A 13107-nucleotide genomic window follows, 5' to 3' on the forward strand; every position below is an offset into this window, starting at 1 on the left:
GCTTGCCTCGCGATCTTTTGATCTTTAAAAAGATCGCGAGACAAGCTCGCTCCTACAAGGATGAAACTTAAGCGCGGATAGAATCCAGCATCCGCAGCAGCATCTTTGTGAGCATTTTTGAAGAGCGTGGGCTGACGCCGAACATTGTCTTCAGTTCGCCGTCGATCGAGATGGTGGGCCGGGGGTTTGGTTTTTCGATTCTGGTCACTAAGCCGTTTAGCGAATACACCTATGACGGGCAGAAATTGGTGTGCATACCTTGACCAAACCGGTGCAATTGTTTGTCGATTATTGCCGTGAAGAACTGGCCAGAGTCCTTAGCTAACCCTGCTTGGACCTGTAGGAGCGAGCTTGCCTCGCGATCTTTTGGTCTTTAAAAAGATCACGAGGCAAGCTCGCTCCTACAAGGACGAAACTTAATCGCGGATAGAATCCAGCATCCGCAGCAGCATCGCATCACACCCGGCCAGTTGCGCCACGCTCACAAACTCATCCGGTTTATGCCCCTGGTCCATACTGCCCGGGCCGCAGACCACCGTGGGGATGCCCACGGCATCGAACAACCCACCTTCGGTACCAAACGCCACCGTGCCGAATTCCCGAGACCCCGAGAACGCTGCAATCAACTCGGCGGCCTGGCTGCGCTCATCGGTGACCAGCCCTGGATAGGCTGACAGTTCGGTGAAGCGAATCGCACTTTGTGCACTGACGGCCTTCATGCGTGGCAGTACTTGCTGCATGGCGTAGGCTTGTAGCGCTTCGGCCACTTCACCCGGGTCCTGTGACGGCAAGGCGCGAATTTCAAAGTCGAACCGGCAATCGGCTGGCACGATATTCAGCGCCTTGCCCCCAGAGATCACTCCGGTTTGCACGGTACTGAACGGCGGATCAAAACGCGGGTCTTGTCGCTCTTTCAACTGGTGGCCGATTCGCCCCAGCTCTCCAATCAAGTCGGCAGCATGTTCGATGGCATTCACGCCATAGGGCGCATAGGCCGAGTGGCAGGCTTCGCCGTGCACATCGCAGCGCATGGCCAATTTGCCTTTATGACCAAGCACCGGCTGGAGCTCCGTCGGTTCACCGATAATGCACAGCATCGGCTTCACCGGGCGCTGCTCCAGCACGCTGAGCAACGAGCGTACGCCCAGGCAGCCGACTTCTTCGTCATAAGACAGGGCAATGTGCACCGGCAGGCGTAATGGCGTCTGTACCAATGTCGGCACCAGGGCCAGCACACAAGCGATATAGCCCTTCATGTCCGCCGTGCCTCGGCCAAACAGTTTTCCGTCACGTTCGGTCAACTCGAACGGCGGGACCGTCCACGGCTGCCCATCCACCGGCACCACGTCGGTATGCCCCGACAGCACAATGCCCGGGCGCTCGCCGGGGCCAATGCTGGCAAACAGATTGGCCTTGGTGCGTTCTTCGTTGTAGACCAATTCGCAGTCCACGCCATGGCCTGCCAAATAATCGCGTACAAAATCGATCAATCGCAGGTTGGACTCCCGGCTGGTGGTATCAAACCCCACCAGCGTTTGCAGCAGATCGCGGCTGTTGCTCATCGATCGTCTCCAGCCACGCCATAGCCCGGCGAACGGTCGGGCGCCAAGGCGCGGTCGATGTAATCCTGAACCTGCGGACGATAGGCATCCCACAGTTGTTGCAACTCCCCAATAGGGTTTTCATCGGCCCAATCCACCCGCAGGTTGATGATCGGCCAGGTCAATTCGCCCACCACCACCATCGCTGCGGAATGCACCGGCCCGGCTTCGCCACCGGCGGCAATGGCAGCATGCATCGCGGCCAGCAGGCGGTCGGCCAATTGCCCTTCACCTTGCTCGAACGCCTCGACCATCGCGGCGATCACTGCGCGATCGGCGAGCATGTTGCCCGCCGCCACGCACTGTTCACCCGACAGGGCATTGTGAGTGCCCAGGGTTTCACTGCCGCTGAAATGCACAGTGCGGCCCAGGTGATCAATCGCCGTCAGTTGCCGGTATTGGCTGTAGCCATTGCGGGTCAACGCCTTGTCGATGGCCTCGCTGGGCGCAAGACCTTGCTCCAGCAGGTCAAGCACATCCGGGCCCAGTGCCGGCAGTGTGATGTTCTGGGTCGACACCGCACCCACGCCGGGGCGCAGCCATGGGCAGCGGGCGCCCACGGCAATGCTCGACGAGCTGATGGCGATCCCCAGTTGGCCGGTTTCCGCGCAACGGGCGACGATTGAAAAGGTCATGGGTAGCCTCCTTACTCTGGGATAACCGCGATTACGTCAATTTCCATCAACCACTGTGGCTGGCCCAGTGCCGACACCACCAGCCCGGTGGAAATCGGGAAAACGCCCTTGAGCCATTTGCCGACTTCCTGGTACACCGGCTCGCGGTAGCGCGGGTCGATCAGGTAAGTGGTGGTCTTGACGATATGGCTCAGGTCGCTGCCGGCTTCTTCGAGCAATTGCTTGACGTTGCGCATGGCTTGCTCTGCCTGGGCGCGCGGGTCGCCGAGGCCGATCAGATTGCCGTCGAAATCGGTGCCCACCTGGCCGCGTACATACACGGTATTACCGGCGCGTACGGCCTGGCACAGGTCGTTGTCCAGGCTTTGGTTCGGGTAGGTTTGCTTGGTGTTGAACATGCGGATGCGAGTGTGAGTAGGCATCGTGAGAACTCCAGAAAAAAAGCGATCAGGCACTGACAGGGGAGGGGTGAACAACGGGTGCGGCTTCGCGGTACTCAAGGTACTGGCGCTGGATGGCGATGTGGTCGGCCACGTATTTGGCATCGTGCCAAACGCCCCAGATAAACGACGAGCCACGGCGTGACTGCCACGGCAAACCGAGGAAGTAGATACCTGATTCGCTCGACACACCGCGCTGATGCTGCGGCTTGCCAGCGGCGTCAAAGGCATCGACTTTCAGCCAGCTGTAGTCCGCGACAAAACCGGTGGCCCAGATAATCGAGGTGATACCGGCCTTGGCCAGATCCAGTTCCAGTAGCGGGTTTTTCACGCAGTCGGCGTCCGGGAATACGCGTCGGGCTTCTGGCTCCAGTGGCAAGTCCAGACCGTTGCGCTCGATATAAGCGTCTGCGGCGTCGAGCAGGGCCAGGTAATTTTCATCGCCACGCTTGAGGTTCTCCAGCAAGTTGGGCTGGAAGCTGGCGACGCCGTTGTTGAACGCCTGGGTCAGCCCCACCAGCACCATGCCTTGTTGGGCCAGCTCGCGAAAATCAATGGTCTTGCCACCACGGGCACCGCTCACGGCAATCGTTACGTGCTCACGGCCGGGCTTCATCGCCGCCTGATCCCACTCGCCCAGCACGCCCAGCCACCAGCAAAAATCGCGGTTGCGGTAAGCGCGAGGAGGGCGGTCGTGGGCGCCCACCGACAGGTAAACCTGGCGCCCGGAGCGTTGCAGCTCATCAGCGATCTGCACCCCCGAAGACCCCGCGCCTACGACCAGTACGGCACCGGCGGGCAATTGAGCTGGGTTGCGGTAATCCGCCGAGTGGATTTGATGCAGCGTGGAATCCTTGGGCGCAATGGCCGGGATCACCGGTTTCTGAAACGGTCCGGTGGCCGCGACCACGCGATTGGCTTCAATGACGCCTTCGCTGGTTTCTACGGTGAAGCCTGGGCGGCCCACATTACGCACCACCGAGAGTACGTCGACACCGGTACGGATCGGCGCATTGAACTTGCGTGCATAGGCTTCAAAGTAATCGGCGACGCGCTCTTTAGGGGCAAAGCCATCGGCGGGAACGTCATCGAATTGCAGGCCAGGGAAGCGGTCGTGCCAGGCCGGGCCGTTGGCAACCAGCGAATCCCAGCGACCGGTGCGCCAGCGTTCAGCGATACGGCTGCGCTCTAGCACCAGATGAGGGACGCCCTGCTTGCTCAGGTGTTCACTCATGGCCACGCCAGCCTGGCCAGCCCCCACTACCAAGGTGTCTATTTTTGTTGTCGCTACCGTCATGTCTCTGTCCTTGCGTAATGCAGTTGGATTCAGTTCGTGCATGGCTTCAAGGCTAGGGGGAGGGCTGTTTTAAATAAAATATTATTAAGCTGGGATGTGAGCATAAATATCAGATGCAGACACCTGGCCCTCACTCGGAGGCTGCGGCAACGAAAATTGAGGTGTTTTTTTATATGCAAAAAAGCTATTTAAAAAGCTGTTTTTAGTCTTGGATTGACGGCTAGGCGCACCTCTATAGTGTCGGCCTTTATTGCCCCTATCCTCCAAGATGCAGGTTGCTTCATGCCGTCACGTTTTCTCTTCGCTGCCCTTTTTCTGGCGATTTCTGGCTGCGCCAGTGCGCCTCCTCCTGCCGTCCATACCAAAGACCCAGCCAGCTCATCGCTGCACGGCGATCCGACACGACCTGCCCAGGCGCAGTGGCTGCGCACAGAGTTGTATTTCTCATTGGGCACGCTGAATGGCAAAGGCGATGACGTGATCAGCCAGCAGCGCTGGACGGAGTTTCTGGACAAGGAAGTGACGCCACGCTTCCCGGATGGTTTCAGCGTGCTGGATGCTTATGGCCAATGGCGTGACCATGGTGCACCCGAGCCGGAACGCCTGCGCACCAAGGTCATTGTGGTTCTGCATGAAGGCAGCGCGCAGCATGAGCAGGACATCGAGGCCATTCGCCTGGCCTGGAAGCGCATCACCGGTGATCTGTCAGTGCTGCGCCTCTCTCAACCGGCTCAAGTCTCCTTCTAGTTACTGAGACAATTGCCGATTGTCATCCAGCCGTTTGGCTGTCCAGTCCGGGTCGCTTGCCCGGACTGGGTTGACCACTTGCAATACGGCATAACCGAAGCGCTCCTGAAACAACTGGCCGATGGTGGCCAGCGCTTCACGGTTGGCACTGTTGTCGGCGTGGATCAGCAGCATGATCCGCGACGGCAGTTTTTCCGGCTGGCCGGACGGCCCGCGCCATTGCCCGTGGACCGTGTACCAACTCAGGCCATCCGGAAATCTGGGCGTCACTTCTTCCGACAGAAACGCATCCCAGGCCTCGCGGTCCACCGCTGCGAAGTACAGTTCGCTGCGCACCATCGAGCGGCCATACGCCTCGCTCGGTGAGGGTTTTTGTTCACGCGCGATGCCAAAGGCAACCAATACGGCAACCGCCAACAGCAACGTGAAAATGCTCCATTTCTTCATAACAGCTCCTCTGTCGATGAGGGTTTGATACCAGTGCGGCCCAGCAACACCAGCAGAACGGCGCCCAAGGCCAGCACGGCAATCCCCAGTAGCGCGCCGTAACCGACGAACACCACGCTGGAATACAGCATGTATAGGCACAACGAGAAAAACAGCAGAGGCAGCACCGGGTAAAACGGTACTTTGATGGGGCGCGGCGCGTCGGGATATTTATGCCGCAAGATCAACAGCGCCAGGGTGCTCAGGCTCAGAAACAGCCAGTACACCGGGGTCAGGTACTCGACCATGGTATTGAAGCCGCTCTGCGAAAAGCTGCCGAACAGCACCAGCAGCAGTGACACGGCGCCAATCGCCAGTAATGCTCGACGCGGTACACCATGGCGCTTGTCCCACACTGCCAAAGCGTTCAACTGCGGCACTTGCCGCGCCGCGGCGTAGGTGGTGCGAGCACCGACCAGCAACGTCGAGTTGATGCTGGCAATCGCTGAAATCCCCACCACCAACAGAATCAGCCCCACGCCCGGAGCGCCAAACGCCCGGTTCAGCAACTCGACACCGGGTGCCTCGCTGGCGGCCAGTCCGTCATAACCCAAGCCTTGGATAAAGGCCCAATTCAACGCCAGGTAGATGGCAAGCAGCAGGCTCAGCGCGCCGAGCATGGCGATGAACATGCCGCGCCGCCCATCGCGCACTTCAGCCGACAACGTGGCCGCATCACTCCAGCCACCAAAGGCCAGAAAGACAAAAATCATCGCCGCCGAAAAGCCTGCAAAGCCAGTCTGTTCCGGCACTGCCAGAACACTCGGCGCCTCGGGCACAAAGTCTTGCCAGGCCAGCCAGCCACCGGCTGCGGCAATGCTCAGAAAACCCAATGCCAGCAACACCACCAGGGCGGTCTGGGTGAGAAAACCGATCTCGCGGCCGAGCAAATTCAGCAGTACCAGCGCCAGAATCACCCCGGCGGCAAACAGCCCGGAACCGTACGGCCCGAGCGGCAGCACGGCGTTCACGTAATCGGCAAACATAAAGGCTGAAAGCGCGATCCAGCCGGTGTGCATCACCGAAAAGCGTGACCAGGCAAACAACATCCCGACGCGCTCACCGTAAGCCAGACGCAAAAAGTGATAGTCACCGCCGGGGTGGGGAAACGCCGTGGCCATTTCGGCAAAACACATGGCCCCGGCCATCGACAGCAGCCCGCCGAGTACCCACACCAGATAGAAATAATCGCTGCCCACGTTGAGCGCAACCGTGGGCGCGGTTTTCAGAATATCGGTGGTAATCACCATGCCGAGCGTGACCAGCAATGCCTGGAAAACCGGCAAATGGCGTTGCACACCGGCAATGGTAGAGACGTCTTCGCTCATAAAAGTGCTTCCCAAAAGCCCGAATCCCCCTGCAGGAGCGAGCTCGTCTCGCGATCTTTTGACGGTTTAAAAAGACCGCGAGGCAAGCCCGCTACTACACAGAAGATTTAAAACCCGTAAGTGATGCGGGCGTAGTAGTAGGCGCCGTTGGTGCCGATTGGCGACAGCACGTCATACGGCAGGTTGCCGCCGTAGTTGATTTGCGAGTTGGAGCGGTCCGGGTATTTGTCGGTCAGGTTGGTGCCACCCAGCGCGATGTCAAAGGTCGGGGTGAATTTGTATTGCGCTTCAGCATCCAGTTGCCAAACCGCGCCGTAGGTTTGTGTGGGCCACGAATCGCCAAAGTCAAACACGCGGGTGGTTTTGCCCTGACGCGTCAGGCGACCCATCAGGCCCCAGTGCTGGCTTGCCCAGTTGGTCGACAGCACGATACGGTCCTTGGGGGCCGCATCGGTCAAGGTATTGCGCTCCTCGACACCCACCAGCGCATCGCTGCCGATGCCCAGGCCGCTCAGTTGAGACGGCGTGCCACGGGTTTTGGTGACTTTGGTGTGGTTGTAGGTGTAGGCACCGGTCACGCCCCACACGCCTTCGAACAGCGGCTGGTGGTAGTTGAGCACCAGTTCGGCGCCGTTGGTGCTGGTGTCGGCGGCGTTGGTGAAGAAGCTCACGTCATGCACGCCGGGCACACCAAAGTTATCGTTGATGTACTGCTCCAGCGCGTCACTGCCAATACGCTGCGACAAGGTGATGCGGTCTTTGACGGCGATGTGGAACACATCCAGCGAGGCATCGAAACGGTCGTTGAGTTGCGCGGTCAGGCCGAGGCTGAAGTTCTTCGAGGTTTCCGGGTCCAGCTTCTGGGCGCCCAGGGCGCGAGCGATAGGGCTGTTGACCGGCAAGGTGCGGATGTCAGTCAGTACGCCGTTGTCACCATAGTTGCTGGTGGTGTTCTGGAAGCCGACCTGCGCCAGCGACGGCGCACGGAAGTTGTTGGACACCGCGCCGCGCAAGGCCAGTTGATCGGTCAGGCGATAGCGACCGCTGAGCTTGCCGGTGAGTTTGCTGCCCGCGTCGTCGTAATGCTCAAAGCGTGTGGCCACGTCGACAAACAGACGGTCGGTGAGGTCGCCAGACAATTCGGCGTAAGTGCCGAACACGTTGCGATCCAGGTTCACTTCTTCGCTGGGGCGCAGGCCGTTGGAGCCATCCGCGCCGTCACCGAAGTACGAGGCCGGATCACCGGCGAAGGTCAGGTAGTTTTCGTAACGGTATTCGCCGCCGACTGCGAGGATGAACGAGCGATCAGCCAGGCGCACTTCGCGGCTCAAGTCCAGGTTGGTGGTGGTCTGGCGGAACTCGTAGTCACCGGTGTTGAAACGCGTGGGCGAATCCGCACCCAGGCTTGGGTTGAAGGTGCGCTGGGTCGAACCGTCAAAGCGGTTGCGACCGTGGGTGATGCTGCTGTCGAAATCCCAGTCATCATCGAGCATGCCTTTGAAACCGGCGGTCAAGGACAGGTCTTTGTTATCGCCCAGCGACTGCGGCAGGTAGCCGTTAGGGTAGAACTCGGGGTGTTCAGACGCTTCCCGATAGAAATCAGAACCGGTGGTGTGGCGCTCGTTATAGGTGCCGAACGAGTAGGCTTTGTAATCGCCCACAGGCAGTTCGGAGTTGAACCACACGTTCACGTCCCGCGCCAGGCCATCGCCCATGGCGAAGTTACGTTGCCCCGGGGTATCCGCGAAACCGTCATAGCCGGCACGGTTGGTCGGGTTGCGGTCCTTGTACTCGGTGCCCACGCGGATAAAGCCGCCGTCTTCACCCAGGCGGGTGCCGATCTTGGCCGAGGTCTGGCTGCTCTGGCCGTCGGTGATGCGCTTGCCGATGGCGTTTTCACGGGTGTGATAAGCGCCGTAGGTGGTGGACACTTCGCCGCCTTCCGGTGCGTCATCAAGGATGATATTGATCACCCCGGCAATGGCGTCGGAGCCGTATTGGGCGCCCGCACCGTCACGCAACACTTCAATGCGCTTGATGGCGCTGATCGGGATCGAGTTGAAGTCCACCGGCGCAGTGCCGCGGCCGATTTTCGACGAGTCGTTGACGATCGCCGAGGTGTGGCGGCGCTTGCCGTTGACCAACACCAGTACCTGGTCCGGGCTCATGCCGCGCAGTTGCGCCGCCCGCACGTGGTCGGCACCGCCGGAGTTGGACTGGCGTGGAAAGTTGAAGGAGGGCAGCAAGGTCTGCAGTGCCTGGCCCAACTCGCCGCTGTTGGCACCCGCGGACTTCAGGTCGGCAGCGGTCAGCACGTCCACCGGCACCGGCGAGTCCAGCACGGTGCGGGCCTTGCCGCGTGTACCGGTGACCAGCACCGTGTCCAGGCGCTCGGTGCTGTCGGCACCCGTGGCAGCATCGTCGGCGTGGGCGGGCAGCAAAGTAAAGGTTGATATCACTGCAGCAATTAATGAAAGCGAACGGTTATGCATATGCAACTCCTGAACTGCAGCTAATACTCGCCCGTTGCCGAGAACTTGCGTTTTCGGCATTAGCGTCGCGGCAGTACTGCTCTGTCGTTGTTGTTGAGTGTTGGTTAAGTGTTGGTTAAGTGCGAAGCGTGTTACTTGGCCAGCGGTATCCAGGCAGCGGTGGCAATCCCTGATGTGTCCCCAAACGCAGGTAGTTTCTGCGCCAGATCGCGAACGTTCTTCACATCAAGATCCAGCAACTGCTGACGGGTAATCAGCGTTGGCGGTACCAGTACTTTTTGCCCCGGATTCTCGCCGGCAATCAGCATTGCCAGGCTGCGCACACTGATTGCCCCGGCCACTTGCGGGTTGACCGCAGCAGTCGCCACCCAGGCACTGTCCGGTTCTTTCATGATCTGGATGTCGGCGGTGGAAATATCGGCGCTGTAGATTTTCACTTTCGAGCTCAGGCCCGCTTCATCAACGGCAATTTTTGCGCCTTTGGCGAACTCGTCAAACGGCGCGAAAATCACACTGATGTCCGGGTTGGCGCGCAACACTGCGCTGGCCTGGTCGGCTACCGAGTTGGCAATCGGCGGGTTGAGGGTGCCAAAGCGGGCTTTCTCGACGATGCCTGGATTGGCCGCCTTGACCTGAGTCCAGATCTCGTTGCGCAACTCCATCGGGGTGAAGCCGCTGATGTACACGTACCCGGCATCGAATTTCGTACCGTTGTCTTTCACGGCCTGCTCCAGCGCCAAGCGCGCCAGTGCATGGTGGTCCTGCTCGACTTGGGTCACTTGCGGGTTATTCACGTCGACATCAAACGTCACTACTTTGATGCCCTTGGCCACGGCCTTGTCGATCGAGTCCTTGAGGGTCTCGGCCAGGCCCAGTTGCACGATGATCCCGTCCACGCCCAGGTCAATGGCCTGCTCGATCATCTCGCGCTGGCTGGCCGCCTGTTGCCGGGCATCGAAAATGCGCAACTTGGCGCCCAGGGCTTTGGTCTGTTTCTCCACACCTTGCAGGTAGGCTTCGGGGAAGTCCCCGGAAAACAGATAGCCGACCATGGCGATCTGCACGTTGCCTTTGTCGAAGGGCGCGGGTGCACCCGGCAAGCCGGCCGCCTGTACGCCCAGGGCTGCGCCCGACAGCAGCGCACCGGCAAGAGCATGGCGAATGGCGCTTTTGATGGATGTGTACATAGATGATCCTTGCAAGTAAGGGCGTCCAGATCAGCGCACGCGCTGTCCGACACCAAAGGTGAAAATCAGCGCCAGCACCAACACCAGTCCCTTGACGAAATCCTGGGCGTAATAAGGTGCGTTGAGCATCGTCAATCCATTGAGCAAGGTGGCGACCAGTAACGCGCCTATCAACGTGCCAAACGCGTTGGGTTTCTTCGCACCCAGCACGGCAAAACCAATCAGCGCAGCGCCCAGTGCATCCAGCACCAGCCCATTGCCGGAGCTGACATCGCCGCGCCCCAGCCGCGCCGCCAGCAGCAAACCGCCCACGGCTGCCAGCAAGGAGGAGAGCACGTAGGCCAGCAGTTTGTAGCGGTGCACCGGCGCGCCGGCCAGGTGCGCCGCTTGTTCGTTGCCGCCGATGGCATAGAACAACCGGCCGATCCGCGCCCGCTCCAGAAACAACCACACCGCCAAGGCCGCAACAGCAGTGACCAGCACCGGAATCGGCACCGTGTCCCACAACCGGCCCCGCCCCAGCGCCAGAAAAGCCGCACTGAACACGCCTTCGGTTTCCTCGCCGTTGGGCAGCGTCATGCCGACCGCAATCGAACGCCCGCCGGTGGGAATCAGTTGCACACCGATCACCAGAAACATGCTGCCCAGCGTGGCGAGAATGTCCGGGACGCGCATTTTGACGATCAACCAGCCGTTAAAAAGACCGACCAAAGCTCCGCCTGCCAGGCTGATCAACACGGCGGGCACAGCGCCCCAGCCCAGCACCACCATCACGTAGCTGGCAATCATCAGGCTCATCGCCGCCACTGCGCCGATGGACAAATCCAGGCCGCCGACGGCCATGGTCAAGGTCACGCCAAGGGCCAGCAAAGCGACGATAGACACCGATTGCAAAATGATGAACAGGTTGTTGACCCGCAAAAAAGCAGGCTCTGCGATGCTGAAAAACACCACCACGACGGCCAGCACCAGCAGCAGGCCATAACGGATCAACGCTTCAAGCACGCGCTTGTGCTTGGGGGCATTGCCCGGCAAAGAAGAAATCAAATCAGCCACGCGCACTACTCCCGGGCGTTGCGGTACGGTTAAAAGGGGAAGGGGTTTCACTGCCCACCAACTGCGCCACCAGCGTGGCGCGGCTCAGGCCGGCACGGGCGTAATCAGCGACCACGGCATAATCACGCACCACCAGAATTCGGTCGGCGATCTCCAGGGCTTCGTCCACGTCAGTGCAAATCACCAACGTGGCCCGGCCTTCGCAACTGTTACGCAGCAACTGGCCAATCTCGCGGCGGGCGCGCACATCAACGCCCTGGAACGGCTCGTCGAGCATCAGCACACGGCCATTGCCCAGCAGCCAGCGGCCCAGTACGACTTTCTGCTGATTGCCGCCGGACAACGTCTCCATGGGCAACTCGATACCGGCGGTCTTCACCCCCAGCGCAGTCACGGCGTCTTCTACCGCTTGGGCCTCCAGGCGAGTGTTGATAAACCCGTAGCGAGTAAAGCGATGCAAAAAGGGCAGGGTCAGGGTTTTACGCAACGAAAACCCGGGGATCAACGAATGGCTGGCGCGGTCCTCGGCGGCGTAAAACACCCCGGCCTGAACTGCGTGTTCGGGCGAGGTGAACAGCCCCTCAACACCCTCCACGCGCAGGGTTCCGGCAATTGGGCGACGTAAACCAAACAGCACTTCGGCAATTTCACTTTTGCCCGCGCCCAACAGCCCGGTGAGCGCCACCACCTGACCTTCGTGCAGGTTCAAATCAAACTCTGCGGAGCTTGCGGTGACTTTTGCCGCACGCAAACTCAGCACCTCGCGGCCCGCAGCGCGCGGTTCAAAGGGGCGAGTGTCGGGCGCTTCACCGAGCATGGCGTACACCGCCTCGGTGAGCTGATCGGCGCCAAACTCACCGGCCAGCCTGCCGTCACGTAACACCACAGCGCGATCCGCCAGACGCTGCAAATCGGACAAGCGATGGGAGATATAAACAATCGCCACCCCACGCTCGCGCAAGGTATCGACCAGGGCGAACAAGCGTTGCGCTTCGGCATCCGAGAGCGCGGCGGTCGGCTCATCAAGAATCAACAACCGAGGTTGCAAGGCAAAAGCCCGCGCCAACACCACCAACTGGCGCTCCGCTTGGCCGAGATGTTCAATGGGCTGCTCCAGCGGCAGCTCCAGCCCCAGCCCTGCAGCAATGACCGCTGCACGTTGCAACACGCGCTTACGCCCCAGCCAGAACCCGGCACCGGGCTGGCACAGCTCATCGAGCAACAGGTTTTCCGCCACGCTCAAACCCGGCGCAATCGCGTCATTGACGTGCTGATGCACTGCCACAATCCCGACCTCACGCGCTGACAGCGGCGAATTGAAATGCTGCAACTGCCCGTCAACCAACAACTCGCCCGCATCATGGGATTGGCTGCCGGCCAGAATCTTCACCAGCGTCGATTTGCCCGCACCGTTGGCGCCCAACAACGCCACGACTTCGGCGGGGAAAATCTGAAAGTCCACCCGATCCAGGGCACGGTTGGCCCCGAACGATTTACTTAAACCGCGCACACGAATCAGCGGATCAGGCGCCACAGCGGTAGACGCGTTCATAAAAAAGTACCGAAACAGAAGTCGCTGAAACATCAGCAAACACAAGACGTTGGGGCGGCGATTAAAAGCATTTCCCTAGGAACAATCCAATATATGTATCGAATATGAAATATCTTTTAGTTATATGAGTGTGGGCCCTGATGGGCGCAGAGGGGATGAAACGAGGGAGTCGCTCACGCGTACGGCCTTCGCTCCGGTCCCGCTCCGTGGGCACCCCGCCACGGGCCATCGACCAAATCAAAAGATCGCAGCCTGCGGCAGCAGGCCGTGGGGCTTTTGATCTAGC

Annotated in this window: 11 protein-coding genes and 1 pseudogene; 2 read left to right on the forward strand and 10 right to left on the reverse strand. The window is 60.1% G+C overall.

Annotation, left to right across the window (positions count from 1 at the left end; translation table 11 throughout):
• Positions 1–104 precede the first annotated feature (104 nt).
• Positions 105–325 (forward strand): annotated as a pseudogene (locus NTD86_RS03885) (LysR family transcriptional regulator); the annotation flags it as partial.
• Between the two features lie 91 nt (positions 326–416).
• Here NTD86_RS03885 and argE read toward each other — a convergent pair.
• Genes argE through NTD86_RS03905 form a run of 4 tightly spaced genes read right to left on the reverse strand, consistent with a single transcriptional unit; the run spans position 417 to position 4015 of the window.
• Positions 417–1562, reverse strand: coding sequence for an acetylornithine deacetylase (gene argE / locus NTD86_RS03890; protein WP_262200848.1), 1146 nt, complete (start codon positions 1560–1562; stop codon positions 417–419).
• Positions 1559–2236: a DUF1028 domain-containing protein gene (locus NTD86_RS03895; protein WP_262200849.1), complete on the reverse strand. Its 678-nt coding sequence runs from the start codon at positions 2234–2236 to the stop codon at positions 1559–1561. The genes argE and NTD86_RS03895 overlap by 4 nt, the downstream gene beginning before the upstream one ends.
• 11 nt (positions 2237–2247) lie before the next feature.
• Positions 2248–2658 (reverse strand): RidA family protein, encoded by a 411-nt coding sequence (locus tag NTD86_RS03900; protein WP_262200850.1) that lies wholly within the window; start codon positions 2656–2658, stop codon positions 2248–2250.
• A gap of 25 nt (positions 2659–2683) precedes the next feature.
• The gene (locus tag NTD86_RS03905; protein WP_262200851.1) at positions 2684–4015 is read right to left on the reverse strand and encodes a flavin-containing monooxygenase; all 1332 of its coding nucleotides are present in this window, start codon (positions 4013–4015) and stop codon (positions 2684–2686) included.
• Positions 4016–4255: 240 nt separating this feature from the next.
• Between NTD86_RS03905 and NTD86_RS03910 the strand changes: the two genes are divergently transcribed.
• A complete protein-coding gene (locus NTD86_RS03910; RefSeq protein ID WP_262200852.1) occupies positions 4256–4720 on the forward strand; it encodes a DUF3574 domain-containing protein in 465 nt (154 codons plus the stop codon).
• Here the strand turns inward: NTD86_RS03910 and NTD86_RS03915 are convergent, their stop codons facing one another.
• The 6 genes from NTD86_RS03915 to NTD86_RS03940 all read right to left on the reverse strand — a co-directional run bounded on the left by NTD86_RS03915 (position 4721) and on the right by NTD86_RS03940 (position 12821).
• Entirely contained in the window at positions 4721–5167 is a 447-nt protein-coding gene (locus NTD86_RS03915) for a DUF3574 domain-containing protein (protein ID WP_262200853.1), read from the reverse strand.
• The gene (locus tag NTD86_RS03920) at positions 5164–6534 is read right to left on the reverse strand and encodes an APC family permease (protein ID WP_262200854.1); all 1371 of its coding nucleotides are present in this window, start codon (positions 6532–6534) and stop codon (positions 5164–5166) included. The genes NTD86_RS03915 and NTD86_RS03920 overlap by 4 nt, the downstream gene beginning before the upstream one ends.
• Positions 6535–6641: 107 nt before the next feature.
• Positions 6642–9026 (reverse strand): TonB-dependent receptor plug domain-containing protein, encoded by a 2385-nt coding sequence (locus NTD86_RS03925; protein ID WP_262200855.1) that lies wholly within the window; start codon positions 9024–9026, stop codon positions 6642–6644.
• 131 nt (positions 9027–9157) lie between these two features.
• The gene (locus tag NTD86_RS03930) at positions 9158–10213 is read right to left on the reverse strand and encodes a substrate-binding domain-containing protein (RefSeq protein ID WP_262200856.1); all 1056 of its coding nucleotides are present in this window, start codon (positions 10211–10213) and stop codon (positions 9158–9160) included.
• A gap of 30 nt (positions 10214–10243) precedes the next feature.
• A complete protein-coding gene (locus tag NTD86_RS03935) occupies positions 10244–11269 on the reverse strand; it encodes an ABC transporter permease (protein ID WP_410016945.1) in 1026 nt (341 codons plus the stop codon).
• Positions 11262–12821, reverse strand: a complete 1560-nt coding sequence (locus tag NTD86_RS03940; protein WP_262200857.1) for a sugar ABC transporter ATP-binding protein — start codon at positions 12819–12821, stop codon at positions 11262–11264. Before NTD86_RS03940 ends, NTD86_RS03935 begins: the two co-directional genes overlap by 8 nt.
• Positions 12822–13107 lie beyond the last annotated feature (286 nt).

Origin of the sequence: Pseudomonas sp. 7P_10.2_Bac1 (assembly GCF_025465935.1) — a bacterium.
In the GTDB taxonomy this organism is placed as follows: domain Bacteria; phylum Pseudomonadota; class Gammaproteobacteria; order Pseudomonadales; family Pseudomonadaceae; genus Aquipseudomonas.

Coding starts and splice junctions, on each gene's coding strand:
- argE (WP_262200848.1), bottom strand. CDS start 1,562: ATGAGCAACAGCCGCGATCTGCTGCAAACGCTGGTGGGGTTTGATACC.
- NTD86_RS03895 (WP_262200849.1), bottom strand. CDS start 2,236: ATGACCTTTTCAATCGTCGCCCGTTGCGCGGAAACCGGCCAACTGGGG.
- NTD86_RS03900 (WP_262200850.1), bottom strand. CDS start 2,658: ATGCCTACTCACACTCGCATCCGCATGTTCAACACCAAGCAAACCTAC.
- NTD86_RS03905 (WP_262200851.1), bottom strand. CDS start 4,015: ATGCACGAACTGAATCCAACTGCATTACGCAAGGACAGAGACATGACG.
- NTD86_RS03910 (WP_262200852.1), top strand. CDS start 4,256: ATGCCGTCACGTTTTCTCTTCGCTGCCCTTTTTCTGGCGATTTCTGGC.
- NTD86_RS03915 (WP_262200853.1), bottom strand. CDS start 5,167: ATGAAGAAATGGAGCATTTTCACGTTGCTGTTGGCGGTTGCCGTATTG.
- NTD86_RS03920 (WP_262200854.1), bottom strand. CDS start 6,534: ATGAGCGAAGACGTCTCTACCATTGCCGGTGTGCAACGCCATTTGCCG.
- NTD86_RS03925 (WP_262200855.1), bottom strand. CDS start 9,026: ATGCATAACCGTTCGCTTTCATTAATTGCTGCAGTGATATCAACCTTT.
- NTD86_RS03930 (WP_262200856.1), bottom strand. CDS start 10,213: ATGTACACATCCATCAAAAGCGCCATTCGCCATGCTCTTGCCGGTGCG.
- NTD86_RS03940 (WP_262200857.1), bottom strand. CDS start 12,821: ATGAACGCGTCTACCGCTGTGGCGCCTGATCCGCTGATTCGTGTGCGC.